The organism is Roseiterribacter gracilis (assembly GCA_018332375.1).
Lineage (GTDB): Bacteria > Pseudomonadota > Alphaproteobacteria > BOG-932 > Roseiterribacteraceae > Roseiterribacter > Roseiterribacter gracilis.
The window spans coordinates 4182679-4204630 of sequence record BOPV01000001.1 but is presented as its reverse complement, the minus strand read 5'-3'; the positions used below and the strand labels follow the sequence as shown (position 1 = coordinate 4204630).

At 64.6% G+C, this 21952-nt stretch carries 15 protein-coding genes; 6 read left to right on the top strand and 9 right to left on the bottom strand.

Annotation, left to right across the window (positions count from 1 at the left end):
• Positions 1-88: 88 nt before the first annotated feature.
• From TMPK1_RS20775 to TMPK1_RS20735, 9 genes are all read right to left on the bottom strand, one after another.
• Complete coding sequence (locus tag TMPK1_RS20775) at positions 89-1480, bottom strand: GAF domain-containing protein (protein WP_420245547.1); 1392 nt, start codon at positions 1478-1480, stop codon at positions 89-91.
• Positions 1481-3217 (bottom strand): tetratricopeptide repeat protein, encoded by a 1737-nt coding sequence (locus TMPK1_RS20770; protein ID WP_420245545.1) that lies wholly within the window; start codon positions 3215-3217, stop codon positions 1481-1483.
• Positions 3214-6150, bottom strand: a complete 2937-nt coding sequence (locus TMPK1_RS20765; RefSeq protein ID WP_420245544.1) for a tetratricopeptide repeat protein — start codon at positions 6148-6150, stop codon at positions 3214-3216. Before TMPK1_RS20765 ends, TMPK1_RS20770 begins: the two co-directional genes overlap by 4 nt.
• The gene (locus tag TMPK1_RS20760; RefSeq protein ID WP_420245543.1) at positions 6147-8381 is read right to left on the bottom strand and encodes a polysaccharide deacetylase family protein; all 2235 of its coding nucleotides are present in this window, start codon (positions 8379-8381) and stop codon (positions 6147-6149) included. Before TMPK1_RS20760 ends, TMPK1_RS20765 begins: the two co-directional genes overlap by 4 nt.
• Positions 8378-9232, bottom strand: coding sequence for a glycoside hydrolase family 191 protein (locus tag TMPK1_RS20755; RefSeq protein WP_420245541.1), 855 nt, complete (start codon positions 9230-9232; stop codon positions 8378-8380). The genes TMPK1_RS20760 and TMPK1_RS20755 overlap by 4 nt, the downstream gene beginning before the upstream one ends.
• A gap of 102 nt (positions 9233-9334) precedes the next feature.
• On the bottom strand, positions 9335-9991 hold the full coding sequence (locus tag TMPK1_RS20750; RefSeq protein ID WP_420245539.1) for an NrsF family protein: 657 nt from the start codon (positions 9989-9991) through the stop codon (positions 9335-9337).
• Positions 9988-10515 carry a sigma-70 family RNA polymerase sigma factor gene (locus tag TMPK1_RS20745; protein WP_420245538.1) on the bottom strand — a complete coding sequence of 176 codons (528 nt, stop codon included), beginning with the start codon at positions 10513-10515 and terminating at the stop codon, positions 9988-9990. The genes TMPK1_RS20750 and TMPK1_RS20745 overlap by 4 nt, the downstream gene beginning before the upstream one ends.
• A gap of 53 nt (positions 10516-10568) precedes the next feature.
• Positions 10569-11165, bottom strand: coding sequence for a VOC family protein (locus TMPK1_RS20740; protein WP_420245537.1), 597 nt, complete (start codon positions 11163-11165; stop codon positions 10569-10571).
• A gap of 126 nt (positions 11166-11291) precedes the next feature.
• Entirely contained in the window at positions 11292-14486 is a 3195-nt protein-coding gene (locus TMPK1_RS20735; RefSeq protein ID WP_420245536.1) for a TonB-dependent receptor, read from the bottom strand.
• A gap of 392 nt (positions 14487-14878) precedes the next feature.
• Between TMPK1_RS20735 and TMPK1_RS20730 the strand changes: the two genes are divergently transcribed.
• The 6 genes from TMPK1_RS20730 to TMPK1_RS20705 all read left to right on the top strand — a co-directional run bounded on the left by TMPK1_RS20730 (position 14879) and on the right by TMPK1_RS20705 (position 21951).
• Positions 14879-16804 carry a bifunctional 2',3'-cyclic-nucleotide 2'-phosphodiesterase/3'-nucleotidase gene (locus tag TMPK1_RS20730; protein WP_420245534.1) on the top strand — a complete coding sequence of 642 codons (1926 nt, stop codon included), beginning with the start codon at positions 14879-14881 and terminating at the stop codon, positions 16802-16804.
• A 62-nt stretch (positions 16805-16866) separates the two neighbouring features.
• Positions 16867-17868, top strand: coding sequence for a BMP family lipoprotein (locus TMPK1_RS20725; protein WP_420245532.1), 1002 nt, complete (start codon positions 16867-16869; stop codon positions 17866-17868).
• 32 nt (positions 17869-17900) lie between these two features.
• Positions 17901-19424, top strand: coding sequence for an ABC transporter ATP-binding protein (locus tag TMPK1_RS20720; protein WP_420245531.1), 1524 nt, complete (start codon positions 17901-17903; stop codon positions 19422-19424).
• 12 nt (positions 19425-19436) lie between these two features.
• Complete coding sequence (locus TMPK1_RS20715; RefSeq protein ID WP_420245530.1) at positions 19437-20555, top strand: ABC transporter permease; 1119 nt, start codon at positions 19437-19439, stop codon at positions 20553-20555.
• Entirely contained in the window at positions 20555-21454 is a 900-nt protein-coding gene (locus tag TMPK1_RS20710; protein WP_420245529.1) for an ABC transporter permease, read from the top strand. The genes TMPK1_RS20715 and TMPK1_RS20710 overlap by 1 nt, the downstream gene beginning before the upstream one ends.
• Before the next feature lie 68 nt (positions 21455-21522).
• Positions 21523-21951: a response regulator gene (locus TMPK1_RS20705; RefSeq protein WP_420245527.1), complete on the top strand. Its 429-nt coding sequence runs from the start codon at positions 21523-21525 to the stop codon at positions 21949-21951.
• Position 21952: the final 1 nt, after the last annotated feature.

Genomic DNA, 21952 nt, shown 5'->3' with positions numbered 1-21952 from the left:
GGTCAACAAGGTCTTGTGACCAATTGGTAAATAGGACAGAGAACCCTGCGACCCAGACTGCGGTCCGGCCAGGAATCCGCCCGAAAACTCAGCCGTCGGCACGGTGCAATTCTTCCACGAGATGTCGGACGCGGCCGGGCAAATGGGCCGCCTCCAGCAAGTCCTCGACTGCCTTGGTCAGGCGTTCGACCACCGGCGCCGCGGTCTCGCCGCGCATTTTCGGCAGCAGCAGCGCGTAGTGCCAGCCATCTTCGCGCCGCTCGAACACGAGGTCGGTGGCGCGCAGCAGTGACTGCGCAGCGGTCGCGACCGAGCGCGTAAATGCGGCCACCGAATCAGCGTCGAGCACGCCATCGCCTTCGATCCGCAAGTACAGCGCGGTCAGGTCAAATCCGACACGGCGCGCCAAGGCCAGCATCAAACCGCGCTGCCGTTCGAACAACGTCGCCGACAACATGTTGCGCGCGATCGAAAAGGCGCCGCCCTGTTCCTGGCTGTCTTCGAACCGCCGCGCATTCGCAAAGGCGGTGCCGATCCAATCGCACAGCAGCTGGAAATTCTGGACGCTGGTCGGGTTGAGATCGAGAAACCCCAACCGTTCGACTTTCAACATGCCGACGATCTCGCCGGTATCGACCGCGAGCAGCGGTCCGGCCAACACGCCTTCGCCCGACAAGAGACGCTCGTCGATCGGATCGATCGCCGACAGCAATTTCCGCCCCGCAACGACCGAGCGGAACAGGATCGAGTTGGCGTCGAATTCGCGCGCATAGTGATCGTCGGCGGCCCAGCCGACATTCGCCGCTGCTTCGAGATGCTGCTTGTTGAGCAGGAACAGCGAGAATTTTTCGGGATTCAAAATCGATTTCACCAGGTCGGACACGCCGACCAGAACTTCGCCCGTATCGAATTTCTCGATCGACCGCGCCGCATTGTACGTCGTCAGCACAGTCTTCAACTGACCCGCAACGCGCGCTTCGAGATTCTCTTTCAGGCGGCTCATCTGGTCGAACGCATCGGCGATGACGCGTTCGCGCTGGCGCGCGGCGGCGAGTTCGCCGTCCAGCCGTATCGCCATGCGCCGGCGGCGATCGACCAGCTCGCCCAGAATGACCGCAGCGGCGAACCACAAAATCGGCTGCAAGCTGAGATCGAGCAGCCAGCCGTAGAAATCCTGCCCGATCGTTTGCGCCGGCACATTGCCGACGCGCAGCGCCAAGGTCGACGCAGCCGCTGCGACCAGACCTTCGTTGGTGCCGTATTGCGCCGTCAGCAAAAGAACCGCGAGCCAGAACGGATGCGGTGCGACGCCCGCAAAGCGCGTTCCGCCCAGCAGAAAGACATCGATCGCCAAAGCGACGGCAAAGAACAACGCAAGCTCGATCAACGCAGCACGGCGCAACCCAAGCACCGTCGCACCGCCGACATGCGGCATCGTCGTTTCAACCGGCGTGTCGGTCGGGCCGAGCAGCGTCGTCATCTAAAACTGCCTCATCAGCGACAGGCCCAGCGTTCCGACGGAATCGCCGTTCCGTCCGATCTTTGCCACCCATCCGCCGCGCACCGCAACACGCCACGGCCCGCGCGCATAGGAGATCGAGCTGTTGGCGAGCCACCCGCCGCGCCCGTAGCGGTCGAAGCCAGGACCAGCCGCAACTTCCAGCAACAGCGAACGGTCGAACCGCGCACCGTCGAGAAATTCATGCGCATAGACCAAGGTCAATACATGCACTTCGCGATTGACCAACGGGATCGGCGCGAATTGTTCGGGCGTGGTGGTCGGCACGTCGATGAAATTCGTCGTGACTTCGCCCGTGTCGGGATCGACCGAGTCGACCGCGACCTGCGTCGTGCCGGGGCGATTGAACGTCGCCAATTTGCGCTTCAACACATATTCGGCGTCATACGCATAGCCGACGGACCAGGACGGTCCGAACCAATCGAACGGCGTGCGCAGATCGAGATTGGCAACAACCGAACGCGCCAGGTTCGGTTTCGACACCGGATCGCTCGACCCTTTGAGCCCGTAATTCGCAAAGCCAATCGCCGCCCGTCCGGTGACGTCGCGGATGCGCGCCTCTTCGAGCGACAGCAATACGCGGTCGCGCGTGCCGCCTTGCGCCAGACCTTCGGTGAAATCCCAGTTGGGACGGTGCCACTCGACGCGCCCGACCAGACGGCCGAACGACAGTTTCTCCGACCATTCCAATCCGCCACCCCGCGCAGCGCCGTGGAAACTGTCGAACGGATCCGAGGTCAGCGACGGCACCTGTCCCGACTTGGCGCCGCCATCGGCGTACAGCTCGATCCGTCCAACCCCGCCGGCCAGATCGTCGTAGCGCAGGAACGCATCGGCACGCCGCGCCCAACCGTTCAGCGCCACGGTGCGCGTATCCGGACTCAGCACGCCGACTTGCGCCGCCTTCACGCGTGCCGCGTCGAAATTCAGACCGACGCGCCATTGATCGGTCAGTTGCACCTCGGCGGTCGAGTGAGTTCCGAAATAGCGCTGATCGTTGGCCGTACCGGCCGCGTCGGGGCTGCCGCCGTCGGTCTTGCGCCATTCGGCTTCGAACCGCACGAAGGACCGGTGTTCGGACTCGATCCGGTCGTGCGCGTCGCGGACTTCTTCGTTCAACGGCGCCTGTCGCGACGCTTCGGCGTAGAGGTCGCGTGCTTCGCGCCAGTGTCCCTGATGTTCGGCGACTTCGGCTAGGCCTGCGGTCGGCTCTGCATCGCCCGGCAGATCGTTGCGCAGTGCCTCGTACTTCTCGCGCGCCTGATCGTACGCACCTTCGCGCGTCGTCAATTGCGCTTCGAGCGTTTTCAAACGTAGCTCGCTGCGATCGGAAGCACCGGTTTCCATCGGCGGCGCGGCGGCTTCGACAAAGGTGATGACGATCTCACCCGGCTTGCGTTCGACCGTGGTTTCGATCGGCCGCGCGCTGCGGAACAGCACGCTGTCGTACCCGGCCTGCGCCGATTCAATCCAACCGTTGGATTTGGCGACGGCGGACTCGGTGTCGAACTCTTTCAGCGGACGATCGAGCTGCACCACCACATCGCGCCCGTCGACGCGCACCTGCGCCTGGTCGCTGCGCGGCGTCGATACGACCATGCGATAGCGGTCCGTCTGCGGGCGGTAGGCGAACGGATAATCGCCCGCCTGTGCCGCAACCGGCGCCAGCAACAATGCGAGCAGCAAACCGCGCTTCATCGCGGCCCCGCCACGGCACGGGCGCGATCGAGCTGGCCCAGCTCGAGCAGCATCTGCAGATAGTCGGCGCGCAGATCCTTGTCGTCGGGTCGCTGCGCCAGCAGATCGCGATACAGCCGATCGGCTTCGTCGTCGCGTTGCAGCCGGTGCAGCAGATGCGCCTGCACGACACGGGCGCGATAGTCGGGCTTCGTCATCGCTTCGATCCGCGCCAGCGACTTGCGGTACCACGGCCGTGCGCCGTCGGTGTCGCGTTGGCGCTGCAGGATCTCGGCATAGAATTCTTCGCTCTCAAAGTCGCCGCCCGTGGCATGCCAACGTTCCAGCGCGGCACGCGAATTGGTCCAGTCCTCTTGCTCGAACGCGATCATGCCTAGCTCGCGCTGGCCGCGCGGATCGGTGGGCGCCAATGCAACCCAACGATCGGCCGCGCGACGCGCCAGATTCAACTCGTTCGCCTGCCGTGCCACGTCCAGCAGGCGATGCAGCCGTGCGGGATCGCGCGCATCGCCGATCGCGCGCGCGAGTTCGGTGCGCAAGGTTGCACGGTCGCGGATCTGCGCCAGCGCCTGTACATAGGCATCCAGCGCGCGGTCGCGCGGCGGTGCCGTCACCGCGGCGACGCTGCGCCGCGCCGCACCCGCATCGTTTAGCCGCTCCAGCCACGCCGCCTGCACGTCGCCGCTGGCGCGCCGCGCCGCCTGTTCGGCGAAGGCAAGCTGCTCCGTCGTCGGGCGCGGTCCCCAGACGAAGAACAATTGCTCCACATCGTTGGGATCGGTGGTGCTCGACGCGACGCGGCGCAAGCCCGTTTCCGCACTGCGCTTGTTGCCGCGTTCGAGCAGGCGCGCGACCAAGCCGCGCCGGTCGGCATCGCGCGTGTCATTGGCCGCGACGCGTTCGGCTTCAAACTTGTCGAGCTCGCCCACGCGGCCGGCTTTGGTCATCGCATCGGCAAAGGCGTCGTACCAGCTGCCGCCTTCGATGGTTGCAAGCCGGCGCAGCAACGGTGCTGCACGCATCCCCTCGCCTGCTTCCAGCAGCGCGTAGGCGACGCGATGCTGCACCTCGGGCGGCAGATCGGTGCGCAGCGCAAGCTGGTCGAGCTGCGTCAGCACCAGATCCCAGCGTTTGAGATCGATCAGCCCCGCAATTGCCGTGTCCCGGCGCGCCGGGTCCTGCAAATCGGCCTGCAGCAGACCGGCCAGTCGCGTTGCAGCCGCTGCATCGCGCGGCGCAACGCTAAGCAACGCATCGCGCAGCAACTGATCGCGTTCGCGCGACGCGGGTAGCGCATCGAGCAGCGGCAATGCTTCGGCGGCGCGTCCCGACACAAGCAGCGCGGCCGCGCGCGTACTGCGCGACGCATCGTCGGGACGAAGCAGCAACAGCTTCTCGCTGGCGGTCAGCGCCAATGCTTTCTGGTTCGAGTCCAGCGCACGGCCCGCAATCGCGGCCAGCGCTTCGACATGAAGCTGCTGGACCGGTTGCGCATCGAGCCAGGCGCGCACCGCATCGCCCTCACCGGCCCAGGTCGCGATGATCGACCAGGCACGCGCCGCATCGGCATCGTTGCGCGTCCTTCGCACGCGTTCGAACAGCGCCAGCGCCACCGGCATGCGTTTGGCTTCGTCGAACAGAGTTGCAAGTTCGATCACCAACCCGTCGGGCAGTGCGGCGCGTTCGGCGATCGCAGCCAGGCGCGGCATCGCCAAGGCGCGATCGCCAAGCCGCAGCGCCAGATCGATCAGCGCGAATTCATTGTCGATGTCGGGCGACGGTCCGGCTTCGGCGGCACGGGCGAGCCAGGTGCGCGCCGCGTCGAGCCGTCCTTCGGCGAACGCAACTTCGCCCGCCAGCAACGGCCGGTCGACCTGGAAGCCCTCCCCGCGTTTGGTCAGCAACGCCTGCACGAGCGGCAGCGCGTTACGATCGAGCGCGGCGCGCACCAGATCTTCGACCAGATCGTCCGACAGCTCGGTCTTTCCTGCGATCGACAAGGCTTCGTCGAACCGGCCAGCGCGCAGCAGCGCGCGCAACAGCGGCGGCGCCAACTCGCCGCTTGCCTGCACGCCAAGCCGGTCGATCACGACCTGCGTACGCTTGGCTTCGATCGCGCGCTCGGCCCACAGCGCAAGGATGCCGGCCGGTGCATCGGGCTTGGCGGCGCGCGCGTCCAACATCTCGTCCGCGATCGCTTTGCGCCCGATCCGGTCGAACGGCTCGACCAGCGCCAGCGCGTCGCCATAGGCGCTGATCCGCGGCATCGCCGCGCGCGCCAGCGCAATCGCGCCGTCGACGTCGCCGGCGTCGATGCGCATATCGACTTCCAGCACGGTCAGAAACGGGCGCGAGGCAGCCGGATCGCGTTGGCGCAGCCGGCCCAAGGTCTGGGCGGCGGCGGGGAGATTGCCCTGCGCTGCTTCGATCCGCGCCAGATCTTCGAAGTCATTTGGCGTCGCGTCGGCGCGCTGCACGATCCGCAGCAAGGTCTCGCGCGCCTCCACGACCATGTCGCGCGACTGAAATTCGTCGAGCAGTTGGCGGTCGAGTTCGGGGTTCGGCGCCAGCCGCGAGATATCGCGCATCGTGACCAGCCAGTCGTCGAGACGCTGGGCTTGGCGTTGCCACTTGGCCAGCAAGCGCAGCGCTTCGACGTCGCGCCCGTGATCGCGCACATAGATCTGCATGATCTCGATCGCGCGATCGACGTCGCCGCGTTCGACCGCGATCTTGCACAAGGTCGACACCACCTCTGAGGAGCGCTCACCCGAGTCCCACCGCGCCTGGAAGGTTCGCTGTGCGCGCTCGATCCGTGCGGCGCGGAATTCGATCAGCCCCATTTCACCCGCGCGCGGCACCAGCAGCAGCGACAGGCCCAGCGCGAACGAGATCAACAGCAAGACGACGAGATGCGGGCTGGCGCGGGTCATCGGACCTGCTCCGCAACCAATTCGACTGCAACCGGGTCGGCGCTGGCGGAAAGTTCGAACGCGATCGTGTTGTCGGCCGCACGCGTGACGACGCTCAATTCTTGTCCGTTGACGCGCACGCGCCAGCGCGGCGCCGACGGTACCGACCAACGCATCGACCCGGCGCCGTAGCCCGCAGCCCGGAAAGTTGCGCTGCCGGGTGCACGTACCAAAGCTTCGATCGGCCACCGGCTTTCGACTAGGCTGGTGTCGTTGCCGCTCGCTGTTTGCGTCAGCGCCACGACTGGCGCTGCAACGGCAGGGTCGAGCGCGACATACAGCGCGTCGCCTTGCACGCGCCATCCCAGCACGCCCGCCGAGCGCGCGAGATCGACGGCGCCTGGTCGGTCGAACCGGATCGTCTGCAGCGCGCCACGATTGTCGATGCGCCAGCGCCCATTCTCGAGCGCGGTGAGTTTTGCGGTGTAGAAGCCCTGCGCGATGCGCGCGAAGTTGCTGGTCGCGACCGGCACCAGCGGCTGCGCCTTGGCCCATTCGAGCACCGAGACGAGTGCCGCAAGGCTGGCGGCGCGATCGGCGCTGTAGACGTGATAATAGACGTCGACCGGTTTCAACCGGCGCGGCGTTTCGGTGCGATCGAAGGTGCGCGTTGTGTAGCGAAAACCGAAGAAGCGATCGGTGAACAGATCGGTGAAGGTGTTCTCGTTCGAACCCGCCGCGTAGATCTGGTACAGGCCCGGCGCGACCCAGCGTCCGACCGGTGACACCCAACCGACGGAATCGAATTCCGGATCGAAGCGCGTGTCGCCGCCATTGATGTTGGCAAGTCCGGCAGCGCCCGCACGACGCACCGCGTCGGCATAGGCAAGCGTGTTGCCCGACCATTGCACCAGATCAATTTTGCGGCCGCTGATTTTCTCGATCAACTGCTTGGCGCCGGTCAGTTCTTTGTCGATTGAGAAATCTTCGACCGCGTACGACCGCGGCGTCGCATAGGCGCCCGGCGCAACTGCGCCCTCGCCCGATACTTCGGCGCTGAGCTCGGTTGCGTCGCCATAGATGCGCGCTTTGGCGCGATCGACGAGGCGGCCGACTGCGTTCGGCAGGCCCGGCTTTTTGCAATCGGCGTAGTAGCGTCGCAGCGGCGCTTCTTTCGCGACCGGATCCGCCGCGTCGAAGAAGCCCCAATCAAGGGGATGACTCCAGGTGTGATGCGCGATTTCGACTTGGCGCAGCACCGCGATGCGGCGCAACGAGTCACGCGCTGCTTCGTCGCCGCACCACGCTTCGTCGAGATCGCCCGCGATTGGCGCGATGCTGACCGGTAAATCGGGATAGGGCGCGATCGCACGATCGCGCAGCAGATCGATCGAACGACGCTTTTGCGTGCTGTTGTCCTGCGCAGGCGACTCGTCGATGAGGCTGACATTGCGCCAGCCGTCGCCATCGACTTGGCTGAAATACATGCGCCGCCCGACCAAGGTCGTAATGTCGGGTTTCGGCAGATCGTCGGTCGCGAAGCTTTCGCGGAAGAACGCGAACGGATCGATCAGCCAGGCTTTGCGCTGCAGGTCGATGTCATAGGCATAGGCGTACGAACCGGTGGCGTAGCCGCCCGACGGCGAGGTCACGACCAGGTCGGCCGTGCTGCCGCCATTCGCGGTCAGGCGCAGGCGCGACACGCCCTGCCCGGTCACGCTGGTGCGCGGAAAGGACGGCAGCACCGGTGGTACGTTGCGTTCGAACCACAACATCGGATCGGCGCTGGTAACCCGCCACCGCCAGGTGCGGTCTTCGAACCGTTCTTCGTCGCGCAACCCGATGCGCGACCAAACGCGGTTGGCGCGCAACGGTGCCGTGGCGTGGCCGGCCGCATCGTTTTCCCAACCGGCATACCCGACGACGACGAATTTGCGCCCGCTATCGAGCACGCGTTCGGCCCAGGCCAACAACGCAGTCGGATCGTCGCTGCGATCCTGGCGGCTCCAATCCAGCACGCCGCGCACGTCGCTGCGCGCGCTGATGTCGGGGAGGCCTTTGGACACGTCGTGCGGTTCGACCACCAGACCCAGATGGTTGAGCGGCATCTCGGCCAACTGATGCGGAAGACTGTCGCGCCAGCGTTTGTCGACGCGCGAATCGTAGAGCGCGATCACGACGCGCGGCAGCTCCGCCGCCGCAAGCGCGTGCGGCACGAACAGACAGGCGACAAGAAGAAGCTGGCGGATCACGGTTCCGGCACGACGCGATCGAGCGCCAAGGTGGCAACGTATGGAATCAATCCCTCGCTACGTGCTTCCCGATAGAGAGCGGAAACGCCGGCGACGTCGGATGGGTCCCAATAGTCGAGCGATGCGATCTGCAGATCTTTGTTGGCGGCGCGCGCGGCAGCGAGCGCTGTGCGTTGCACGTCGATCTCAGCCGGCGGAACGCGGCGATACGCTTTCGTCTTTGCGTCCCAATCGGCGTGCAGCGATTCCGCCAGCACGAAGTCGATCGACGGCGCCAGGCGCGGCAGGATTTCATAGCCGCGATTGACCATGATCACCGCGTCAGGAAAACGCGCGCGCAGTTGCGCCACCAGCGCCACCGCCGCGTCGCTCATGCCCCTGTTCGCATTTGGCTTCGCTTTCGGTGCGCGCGCTTCGAGAAACGGCGGATCATCGAGCGTGTCGAGAAAGAACCCATCAAAGCCCTGCGCCAGAATCGCTGGCGCCAGTTCGTCCAGCACGCGCGCCTGCCATTGCGGCGCGCGAATATCGACATAGCGCGCGTCGGGCCAGGCGGGGACTTTTCCGCGCAACGCGCCGGCTTTGTTCATCGCCTGGAAATACGGTCGCGATTTGTCGATCTCGCCGAGCGACAAATATCCCAGCACACGATGCGTGCTGCGTTTGGGTGGCAGTTGCGGATGCGCGGCGGCGTCGAGCACGACGAGTTCGCGATCGAACAAGCCGGCTACGTCGGCAGCTCCGTAATAGACGGCAAAGCGCGCGGTCGCAGGATCAAGACGGTTCGTAGCGGCAAGCGTCGATGCAGGCAGCGCCAGCATCAGCACGAACAACCGGACCACCAAATCCACACAAACGCGACGCCTGTTCGAAGGCGGCGCGAGCATAGGATTTGATAACTAGCGCTATTTGCGGCTCATTTGAACGGTTCGGGCGGCCGAACCGGCCGTCATTCACATCCTGTCCAAAGCCGGACGGCCCAACGCACCGAAGGCAGCAACGATCGCCAAGATGGCGACGACATGCATGCCGGTGTCGCCAAGCCCGCCGTCGAACGGATGGAACGCGTGCAGTGCTGCAGCTGCGAGCGCCGAAACACCAAGCCCACCCAGCATCGCTGTGCGCACCGGCTCGGTCGGCGCGCCGCGTCGCATCACCAGCAGCAACGCGATGCCGAGCGGAATGCTGACGACCGCAATGAAGACAAAGCAGGGCCAGCCGACCTTCTGGAACAGCGCCGCGACGCCGCGATCCACCGCGGTCTGCACGCACGCAAAACACGTCGCACCAATCCACAGAACCAAGGTCGGCACCGGCAGCCACGCCCAACGCGGCGAACGATCGGGCATCGTCAGATAGAACGCAGCCACCAGCGCCAGCACGCCGGTTGCTGTGGCGGCCAGCAGCTCGATCGTGTTGGTGGCGCGCGTGAATTCCTTGGCCAGGCCGCGCATCGCGCCCATGCGCCAGATCAGACCGATCATCACGGTCAAAGCGAGACCGATCCAGACCAAGCTGCGCTTGGCCGGCGACCAGACGCGGCGCACCGGACGCATCTCGGCAACCAGACGGTCGATGGTCTGGTCGACATTGTTGTCGGGGATGCTCATCGCTCGCCCTCACGCGCCAACCGCGCCCGCAGCGACTTGATCGCGCGATGCACGCCGACCTTGAGCGACCCTTCGCTTTGGCCCGTGATGGCGGCGGCTTCTTTCAACGACATTTCTTTCAACTTCAGCAGCTCCAGCGCTTGGCGCTGACCAGGGGAGAGAGCGTCCAGCGCCGAGGCGATTTCCTCGGCAGCCTCGCTGGCCCGTGCATCCTTGTTCGCATCGGGGTCGGCATAGGTTTCGTAGGCCAGGGGTGCGTCGATCTCGACCGCGTTCTCGCGAATTCGCCGCCGTACAGCGTCGATCGACCTGCGGCGTGCGATCGCGGTCAGCCATTGCTTGAACGGACGCCCCGGATCGTAGGTGTGGCGGACCCGGTGGATCGACAACAGCACCTCTTGCACCACGTCGTCGGCGCGGTCGGGCGACCGGTGCTGTTGGCGCACCAGCGCCCGGATATAGGGCGTGATCTCGCGCAGCAGCCGTTCATAGGAGCGGTTGTCGCCGTCCTGCGCCGCCGCCATCCACACCGACCAGGAATCGTCAGCGCCGCCCTGTTCGGCAGCGCGCGTCTCCGTCACGACGCCTTGTCCTCGGCCCCTTGCGCCACGGCATAGAGCAGAATGCGCGTGCCGTCGGGATCCATGACGGTCAGCTGCTGCTGGCCGCCCTCGCGGCGAACCGCAGTGATGGTCGCCTTGGCGGCACGCAGCTTGGATTCGACCGCGGCCAGGTCGGTGACGCGGAAGCTCAGCACGCTTTCGCCCATCGCGCCCTTGCCCCCGCGGGGGTGGGTCATCCGGCCAAGTTTGGGATCGTCGATTTTGACCAGGGTCAGAACCGCGCCGTGCAGCTCGCCACCGTCGATCCGGGCATGGGCGGTTCCCAGCACGACCGAGGTGATCTTGGCGGCCGGGTCGGCCCCCAGGCCGCGCGCCAGCTCGGGGCTGCTGAGATCGCGCCGCTCGAGCACGGTCAGCCCCAACGCGTCGCGATAGAAGGCGATGGACGCGTCGAGATCGCGCGAGATCTGCATCACGCGCCGCAGGACGATGGTGCCGGCTGGGCCGGCATCGGCCTGGGCCGGACGCGACGAAGCACCGGACGAGCCGAACTCGGCCGCGCCGGTGCAGCCGGCAAGCGCCAGCAAGAAAACAGGAACGAGAATCCGCATTGGCCGGGGACGATAGAACCCGTCTACCGGCCGGTCAAAGTGGGCCGCCAGAGGGGGTCGTTGCGCCACAAACGAAAACGGCGGGGCCGAAGCCCCGCCGTTCGCGTCACAACCTTCGTGGAAGGTCTAGAAGCGGTACTTGGCACCGATCTGAATCTGCCAGACCGAAGCACGGTTCGAGGTCGTGTTGGTCTGGTCGCGCGGCGTGCCGGTGTAGACGTACTTACCGTCTGCACCGATCGACGGCGTGATGCCGGTATCAGCAGCGTAGAAGAAGCCCTGCTGTTCGATACGGCCCCAGTTCTTATTGATCAGGTTGGTCAGGTTGAAGATGTCGAGCGACAGTTCGACCGCGTGGCCATCCCAGAAGGACGGGATTTCCTGCGTGATCTTGCCGTCGAGACGGTGCGTCCACGGGCTGTAGAACGCGTTACGCGGAGCGATCTGGCCGCGATACGGATCGAGGCCGTTGCGCACGATGTACGCATCCAGAACCGAAGCGCTGATGCTGCCAGCAGCGCCGAAGTTCACACGCGGATCGCTTGCACCGGTCGGCACGTAGAACAGGTCGCGGTTACGACCACCACGGGCGCAGGCCGTGTCGCCGAACGGATTGGCCGTCGCCGAGCAGGTGAAGGTGAAGCTGTAGGGCTGACCTTCGCGTGCTTCGTAGAACAGCGAGAACGTCGTCTTGCTGTCGCCGAAGAAGCGCTTCGACCAGCTCAGATTCGCCGTCACACGATGACGCGTCTCGTAGTTCGACGTCGCGAGCGCCGGGTTGTTCGGATCGTAGGTGGTGAACTGTTCAAAGTTCGAGTTCGCGACCGAGCTGGTCGCCGGCTCGATTTCTTTGATGTGCTGGTAGGCGTAGCTGCCCTGTGCGTACAGCTCGCCGTAGGCACCCATGTCCCACGTCTTTTCGACGCCGGCCGACAGAACGAAGCCATGACCCTTGTCGGTGTTGCTCAGAACCAGGTCGTTCTGCGTCGCACCGCGCGTGTCGATGAAGCCGTAAATCGGGCGTCCGTCCGGCGCAGTGCCGATCTGACGCTGATGCTTGTCCTTGTACAGGATGCCGTTGTTCACCTGGGTGAACAGCGCATCCACCATCACGCCGACGCCGTTGTCGAAGCGATGATCGGCACCGAGGTTGAAGCGCCAGCTCGACGGCGTCTTGAAGTTCGGGTCGATCGTGTTGACCGGACCGTCACCACCGGCGAGCAACGTCTTCGCGCGATCCGGAACCGTCAACGTCGCGTTGTCGAGAACCGGGTCACGCGGTGCCGTCGTGCTGGTCGGCGCCGTGATGTTCAGCGAACGCTGCGTCACGCCGTCGTTCGAATAGCTGTTCGAAATCCACACCGCCGGGCCCAAGGTCGAGAACAGACCGGCGCCGCCGCGGATGTTGGTGTTCTGCGTCAGCTTGTAGTTGAAGCCGAAGCGCGGCTGCCAGATGTCCTTGCCGTCCAGCGTCTGCTGGTTCGAGAAACCGACGCGGTTGAAGAAGCCCTGGTTGAACGCCGGCTTGTCGGTGTTTTCGTAGACTTCGTAACGCAGGCCGAACAACAGGGTCAGGTCCGGCGTAACGTCGTACTTGTCCTGCACGTAGAAGCTGTTCAGCGCGTAGCCGAACTTTGCCGCTGCGTGATCCTGCACGTTGTCGAACGCGTTGTTGTACTGGAACTGGCCCAGGCGACGGGCCTGGAAGTCGCTGATCGAGTTGAACGTGTAGACGCCCAACGAGCCCTGGATGAACAGGTTGAAGTAGTCGTTCTGTTCACGCTCGTAGCCGCCCGTGAAAGTGTGCGGGCCCCACGTGTACTTGGCCTTCGCCTTCAGCGTGTCGGTGGTCGTGTTCAGGATGTTCGACTGCGACGAGAAATCGGGGCCGAAATAGATCTGGCCGCCGGTTGGCGTACGCACGCGAACTTCACCGACCGTCAGCGCGCCCAACGGCGGACGCAGCGAGTCGACTTCCTTGCGGGCTGCTTTCAGTTCGGTCGAGAAGTCGCTCGTCCAATCCGAGAAGATCTGCAGCGCGTAGGCGTTCAGCACCTGCGTGCGGTTGTACCAGTTCGACTGCAGCGCCAGACGGTTCGAGCTCGTCGACGAGTCCGGATCGATGAAGTTGTTGCCTTCGTTGCGGATGAAGGTGAACGACGCACGGTGCTGGTCGGTGATGTTCCAGTCGACCTTACCGAGAATCTTTTCATCCTGTTCCGGCAACTGACCGGCACCGAGGCCGAGCGTGTCGTACCCGTAGACGCTCTTGGCGATCGACGAGACCTGCGCAACTTCGGCGCTGGTCACGCCGGTGATGCGGTTGCCGAAGCCACCGTCGGCCGGGCCGAACAGAACCGGCGTCTGGCTGTCGAACTTCTCGTAGCTGAAGAAGACGAACAGTTTGTCTTTGATGATCGGGCCGCTGACATAGCCGCCATACGTCTTGTTCGTATACGGGCTGATCAGGTTGTCCTGGCTGCCGCTCTTCTTACCCGACAGGCTGTCCGACGAATAATAGTAGAAGGCGCCGCCGTGGTAGTCGTTCGAACCAGACTTGGTCTGGATGTTGATGACGCCACCTTGGAAGCCCGAATATTCGACGTCGAACGGTGCGGTCATGACCTGCATCTGTTCGACCGCGTCGAGCGGGATCGGCTGACGCTGGGTCGGGTAACCGCCGCCGTTCAGACCGAAATCGTCCTGCAGCGACACGCCGTCGATGGTCAGGCGGTTGAAGCGGTTGTTGGTGCCGGCGATCTGGATCGCACCCGAGTTGGTCGGATCGATGACCACCTTCGGATCGCGACGGATGATGTCCTTAATGTCGCGCGTGACGGTGGGCTGTTCCTGGATCTGGCTCTGCGTGAAAGCCGTCGAGGAACCCATCACCTGCTTGGTGCCGCGACGGGCGGTGACGACGACTTCTTCAATGCCGGCGGCGCGCGGAGCGGTGCCGATCGTGATGACGGTCGGCGAACCGACGTCGGCGCTGATGTCGGTCACCGGGGCGGCGGTGACGCCCGGGCCGGTGGCGCGAATGGTGTAGGGACCACCCGGACGCAGGTTCGGGGCGTTGAAACGACCGTCTGCGTTGGTGGTGACGACACTGCGCGTGCCCGTCGGGACGTGGGTCACTTCAACCGAAGCGCCGGCAGCGGGAGCGCCGGCACCGGTCAGGACCTGGCCCTGGATGATGCCCGTGGTTTCCTGCGCGTAGGCCGGCATCGCGAACATCGCAGCGCCAAGCGCCAACGGCGCAACACCGAGTTTGAGAATAAATAGGTGGCGGCGGAGCACGGCACTTGTCGTCTCGAGCATGTCGTCAGGTCCCCTTATCTGTCGGGTGCGGTAATCGGCTGTCGCGGTCGCGGGCGCGGGAAAGCCGATTCAGGTTTTTGCGATTCCGTTTGAATCGATCGTGGACAAGCGCGCGGTGTTCGGCAGTGCCGTTGTTTTATCGCGCATCGTGTCCCCTCCACTCAGATTGGCCGGTGTCTAACTGGCTGGCGTGAGTCCGAGCAAGCGCGACGCGCACCTGGGTCGCGCGGATTCGAGGGGTCGCGAATGAATCAGCGACCAGTGTGGCAAGATTGCACTAGGTGGACCGCTGCGCAGATCAAGATTTGCGTCCGGAACGCGCCGGGGCCTCAAAGTGAATCGGAAGTAAAAGCTTGTCGAAACGCTAGTCGATGCAGAGGCTGCGCCGCGCCATGAATGACGTTTCCAAAGCACTCGTTACACGCCGAAAAGCGACGCTGATTTTGGCGTCAACGGCTGCACTTGCGCCGATCGCGCGTGTGAGTTTTGCAGCCGAGAATTCGCCGCTCGATTTTACCATTCTCGCAACCAGCGACCTGCACGGACACGTTGCGGCATATGACTATTATCGCGATGTGCCGGATCCGGCGGTGGGGCTCGCGCGTGTCGCAACGTTGATCGCGCGCGCACGTTCGGCGAGTAAAAATCTGCTGCTCGTCGACAACGGCGATTTGATCCAAGGCAACCCGCTCGCCGACCTCGCAGCAGCGGACAGCGGTCCTCACGCAGTCATCGAAATCCTCAACCAGCTTGGCTACGACGCCGGCACAGTCGGCAATCATGAATTCAACTACGGGCTGCCGATTCTTGACCGTGCGGTCAGGAACGCGAGATTCCCCCTCACCGTCGCCAATCTGGCCCGACCGGACGGGTCCCCGCTCCTGCCGCGGCGGCTTTTGCTCGACCGCACCCTGACCGATCGGTCAGGTCAGGCACGCAAGGTTAAAATCGGGGTGCTGGGTCTGTGTCCGCCGCAGATCCTGGCCTGGGACAAGTCCAATCTCGACGGAAAGCTGCTCGCCGAAGACATGGTCGAGACCGCGACCCGCGAAGCCGCCCGGTTGAAACGCGACGGGGCCGATTTGGTGGTGGCGCTGGCCCATACCGGCATCGACGCGCGGCCGCATGTGCGCGGTGCCGAGAATGTCGGCTGGCACCTCGCCCATCTCAGCGATATCGACGCCATCGTCACCGGCCACGCGCACCGCGTCTTTCCAGGCCCCGGATTTGCCGGTCTTCCCGAGGCCGACTTGGCTGCCGGCACGATCGCGGGCAAACCGGTGGTGATGCCGGGCTTTTACGGCAGCCATCTCGGCGTGCTGCAGCTGGTGCTGCAGGCCGACGACAGCGGCCGGCTGCGCGTCACCAGCGGGCGCGCCGAAGCCCGTCCGATCGCATCCGCCGACGTGACCGCCGACCCTGCGGTCGAAGCCGCGATTGCACCGATGCATGCGCGCACGCTCGCCTATGTGCGCCGGCCGGTCGGTCGCACAACCGCGCCGATCCACAGCTTCTTCGCCATGGTGCGCGACGATCCGTCGGTCGCGATGGTGCAGGCGGTGCAATTGTCGGCCGCACGGGCACGGTTGGCTGGAACCGACGCGCAGGCTTTGCCGCTTTTGTCGGCAGCCGCACCGTTTCGCGCCGGCAGCGGATCGCCCGACGCCTATGTCGACATCGCGGCCGGTCCACTGGCGATCAAAAACGTTGCCGATCTCTATCTCTACCCGAACACGCTGACCGTCGTTGCGGTCGACGGGCGCGGGCTGCGCGCATGGTTGGAAATGGCGGCGGGCGCGTTTGCGACGCTCACCGCCGGCGAGGTGCAGCCGTTGCTGGCGGCGCAGTTTGCCAGCTTCAATTTCGATGCGATTGCGGGCATCGACTACACGATCGATGTCACCAAGCCGGCGCGCTACGACCGCGACGGCGCGCTGATTCAGCCGGACTCGCAGCGGATTTCTGCGCTGACCTACGAAGGCCGTCCGGTGCGCGACGACGACCGGTTTGCCGTCGTCACCAACAACTACCGCGCCGGCGGTGGGGGCCATTTTCCCGGTCTCGACGGTAGCAACATCCTTCTGGCTGCGCCCGATCCGATGCAGACCTTGATCGCTGCCTGGCTGACCGAGCGGGGCACAATCGATCCGGCCGCACTCCATCCGCCCGGACGCTGGCGCCTGGCGCGCAGCGACGTGCGTGCCAGCTTCCGGTCATCGCCGCGCGGCGCAACGGTGATCGACGACCCGCGAATTCGCTTCGAGGGGCCTGCGGCCGACGGCTACGCCAACTTCACGCTCGATCTCGGTGCGGCTTGACGGGCGGCGTGCGACCCAGTGCTACTGTGCGCGTTCTTCGCCTTAGCCGGACCCTTCTCCACATGCATCGCCTTCTGTCGCCCGTCCTGATGCTCGTTCTGCTGGCGTTGGCGCCGGCCGCCGTCACGGCTGCCGACTTCATGCCCGCGATCGTGTTCGACATGGGCGGCAAGTTCGACAAAAGCTTCAACCAGATGGCGTATGAAGGCGCCGAGGCGTGGCGCAAGGAAAACGGCATCGCCTACCGCGAATTCGAAGTCACCAGCCCGGTGCAGCGCGAACAGGCGTTGCGGCAGCTGGCGCGTCGTGGTGCTGCGATCGTGATTGCAATCGGCTTCAGCCAAGGTCCGGCGGTTGCGACCGTCGCGAAAGAATTCCCCAACACGAAATTCACCGTCATCGACGCCATCGTTGATGCGCCGAACGTGCAGTCGGTGGTGATGCGCGAACAGGAAGGTTCGTTCCTGGTCGGCATGCTGGCGGCGATGAAATCGCAAACCGGCAAAGTCGGTTTTGTCGGCGGCATGGATATTCCGCTGATCCGCAAGTTCGCCGCCGGCTATCGCCAGGGCGCGCTGTACGTGAATCCGAAAATCGAAGTGCTGGAAAACATGACCGGCACGACGCCCGAAGCCTGGAACGATCCGACGCGCGGCGCCGAATTGGCGAAGGCGCAATTCGGTCGTGGCGTCGACGTGATCTACGCCGCTGCCGGCGGCACCGGCCTCGGCGTGTACCAGGCCGCGAAAGACGCGGGCAAATACGCGATCGGCGTCGACTCCAACCAGAATTACGTGCAGCCGGGGACGATGCTGACCTCGATGGTGAAGCGCATCGACAAAGTCGTCGGCGAAGCTTTCACCAGCGCGCGCGATGGAAGCTGGCAACCCGGCACGCGCGACCTTGGCCTTGCCGCCGACGCGGTGGGTTGGGCGCTCGACCAATATAACCGCCCGCTGATCACCGCCGAGATGGAAGAACGTTGCAAACAAGCGACGGCCGACATCGTCGCCGGCAAAATAAAAGTTTCGGAAACGTGCAGCAACGCAGCGTGCACGAATTGATTCCTGACACTCTTCTCCGCGAACCCAATCGTATGACCGACCAAACAGCGTCGCAGATCCCGGCGCTCGAACTCGTCGACGTGCAAAAAAGCTTCGGCGCTGTACGCGCCGTACGCGGCGTGTCCTTCACCGTCGCCAAAAGCAGCATCCACGGCATCGTCGGTGAAAACGGCGCCGGCAAATCGACCTTGATGAATCTCGTCTACGGCTTTCATCGCGCCGATGCGGGCGAGATCAAAGTCGACGGCACTGCCCGCAACATCACCTCGCCCGACGATGCGATCGCCGCCGGCATCGGCATGGTGCACCAGCACTACATGCTGGTCGAACCGATGACGGTGCTGGAAAATATCGTGCTAGGCACCGCACCTTCGGGACGGCTTGCCAATACCGAACGCGAAGCGACGACCAAGCTCGAACGGTTGATGCTAGAAACCGGCCTGTCGTTGCCGCTCGATGCGCGCGTTGCCGATCTCGAAGTCGGCGCGCGCCAGCAGGTCGAAATCCTGAAGGCGCTGTTCCGCGACGTACAGATTCTCATCCTCGACGAACCGACCAGCGTGTTGACGCCGCACGACACCGAACGTCTGTTCGATGCGTTGCGCCGCCTACGCGATCACGGCCGCACCATCCTGGTCATCACGCACAAGCTGGAAGAAATCACGCGGCTCACCGATCGCGTCACGGTAATGCGCCAAGGGCAAGTCGTCGGCGATGTTGCGACCAGCAGCGTCGACGAAGCCAAGCTCGCCGAAATGATGGTCGGCCGCCCGGTGCTGCTGCGCGTCGAAAAAGGCCCCGCCAATCCCGGCGAAACCTTGCTTGAACTCAGCGGTCTCACCGGCCGCAATTTCAGCGACGTGTCGTTCCATGTGCGGCGCGGCGAGATCGTCGGCATTGCCGGCGTCGCGGGCAATGGCCAGTCGGAATTGCTGCACGCAATTGCAGGCTTGCTGCCATCGGCGGGCGGGCTGGCTTGGAAAGGCGCGCAAGTTGCGCGGCGTGACGCTGCGCATATGCGCGATGCCGGCATCGCGCACGTGCCCGAAGACCGGCAGCGCGACGGGCTGGTGCAGGAATTCGCGGCGCAGGATACGGCCATCCTTGGCCGTCACAACGATCCTGCACTGCGTCGCAACGGATTGCTGTCGCGGCGTGCGGTGCGCGCCCATTGCGAAGATCGTATGCGCCGTTTCGACGTGCGCCCGCCCGATCCGGCCTGGCCAACGCGCGGCTTCTCGGGTGGCAACCAGCAAAAGCTGGTGTTGGCGCGCGAGATGGAGTGCAACCCCGATCTGTTGCTGATCGGCCAGCCGACGCGCGGCGTCGATGTCGGCGCGATCGAATTCATTTATGCGCGGCTGATCGATCTGCGCGATCGCGGCGGCGCCGTGCTGCTCGTTTCGAGCGAACTGGATCAGCTCGTGTCGCTTGCTGACCGGATCCTGGTGATGAGCGGCGGAAAATTGATCGGTGAACTCGCGCCTGAAGACGCGACCGATGAACGTCTGGGATTGATGATGGGCGGCGTTACGGAAAAGCCGGTTGCCGCGTGAGGGACAAAAGAGTTGAGCAGTGAGATTACGCCCGCACGTCGTGCGGGCATTGAAGTTGCCGTGGTTGCCAGCGCGTTGATTGCAGCCTTTGCGGTTGCGGGCATCGTGCTTGCCGTCATCGGTGCCGACCCGATCGAGGCGTTCGGCATTCTTGTCTACGGCGCCTTCGGCTATCCCGAAGCGATCGGCTACACGCTGTATTACGCGACCAGCTACATGTTCGCGGGATTGGCCGTGTGGGTCGCGTTGAAGGCCGGCATCTTCAATATCGGCGGTGAAGGCCAGGCCTATCTCGGCGGGCTTGGCGCTGCCTTGCCCTGTCTCTTCCTCGACACGTTGCCGCCGATCCTGCTGCTGCCGCTGGCGATGATCTCGGCGGCTGTGTTTGGCGCCGGCTGGGCTGCGATTCCGGGCTATCTGCAAGCGCGCCGGCAAACGCATGTCGTCGTCACCACGATCATGTTCAATTTCATCGCCGGTGCGTTGATGACGTACCTGCTGAACAATTGGTTGTTGGCACCGGGCGGCGGCTCGCCCGAGACGCGCTCCTTTGCACCGCAGGCAATCATGCCGGCGCTGCACGAGATTCTTGCGCTGGTCGGAATCAAGATCGCGCATTCACCCGCCAACCTGTCGTTGCTGGTGGCGCTGCTTGCGGTCGCTTGCACCTGGACGTTCATGTTCCGCACCGTGTGGGGCTATGAGACGCGCGTCGTCGGCGCCAATCCCAACGCGGCGCGTTATGCCGGCATCGATCCCGGCGCGGTGATCCTGCGAACCATGTTGATCTCGGGCGCGCTGGTCGGGCTGGTTGCGGTCAACGAAGTGATGGGCGTGCACAAACGCCTGATCCTCGACTTTCCCGCCGGCGCCGGCTTCGTCGGCATCGCGGTTGCGTTGATGGCGCGCGAAAGCGCCATCGGTCTGGTGCTGGCCTCGGTTCTGTTTGCGGCCTTGGCGCAAGGCAGTCTCGATCTCGTCATCGACATGCCGATGATCAATCGCGAAGTCGTACGCCTGATCCAAGGCGTGCTGATCCTGTTCTGCGGCGCGCTGCCGTCGCTGTTCCGCAAATTTATTACGCGGCTGCTGACGCAGTCCCCTGCGGCAGCTCAGGCAGGAGCGCTGTAATGGAAACCGCAACGCAAATCCTGCTGTTGGTCGCGGCTGCAATCCGTCTCGCGACGCCGCTGCTGCTCGCTGCCTTGGCCGGTCTCTACGCCGAACGGTCGGGTGTCATCGACCTGTCGCTCGAAGGCAAGATGCTGGCGGGCGCGTTTGCTGGTGCAGCCGTCGCATCGGTCACGGGCAGCGTCTGGGTCGGCGCGTTGGGCGCGATCCTCACCGGCATTGTCCTGTCGTTGCTGCACGGCTTCGCAACGGTTACGCATCGCGGCAACCAGGTCGTCGCCGGCATGGCGATCAATATCGCCATGGCGGGTCTGATCCCAACCGTCGCGCAGGCGATCTTCGCGTTGGGCGGACAGACGCCCCAGCTTGGCCCCGCGCAGCGCTTCCTGAATGTTGCGTTGGGTAACAACGCGCTCACCTTCTTCGCCTTCCTGGCTGTACCGGCGACCGGTTGGTTGCTGTATCGCACCGGCTGGGGGCTGCGGTTGCGCGCGGTCGGTGAAAATCCCTACGCGGTCGACACGGCGGGCCTGCCGGTCGCGCGGCTGCGCTATCAGGCGCTGCTGGTGAATGGCGCGCTTGCGGGTCTGGCCGGTGCGTATCTATCGATGGCCGCCAATGCGGGCTTCTCGCGCGATATGACCGCGGGCAAAGGCTATCTCGCGATTGCGGCGCTGATCTTCGGTCGTTGGGCGCCGGTGCCGACGATGCTCGCGTGCTTGCTCTTTGCCTTCGCCGACGCGGCGCAGGCGCAATTGCAGACCGTGCGAATCCTGCCCAGCCAGTTTGTCGGCGCGCTGCCCTACATTCTGACTGTGCTGGTGTTGGCGCTGGTGGGCAAAGGCGGCGGGATGCCAAAAGCGCTCGGCATTCCCTACGTAAAAGAGCGCGGCGCGTAATTCCCGCGCCCGCTTGATGGGCACGCAGTAGCTACTCATTCGCCGCTATATCCCCTATGGTCGGGGCCATGTCCTTGCGAATCTTGGTGATCGATGATGAGCGCAGCGTCGGCGTTACGTTGCGCGACATGCTGGAAACGCTGGGACACACGGTTGTCGCGGTTCAGAACGCAACCGACGCGTTGGTCAAAGCGCGCTCGAAGAATTTCGACGTCGCCATCGTCGACGTGAATCTCGGCCCCGGTATCGACGGCATCTCGCTGACCCGCGAGCTGCGCCACCGATTCGGCCTGCGCGCGGTGATCATCAGTGGTTTTCTGCAAGGCACGTTGAAGGACTTCGCGTCCGAAGCGGCCGACGCGGTGCTCGCCAAGCCGTTTGTGTCCTCGCAGATGGAAGAAGCGCTGGCGCGAATCCCGCTGCGCCGCGATCTCAGCGCCGGCGTCCCACCGGCCGACGCGCCGCCCTACCGCCGCGCCGCGCGTTCCGCGCGATAAA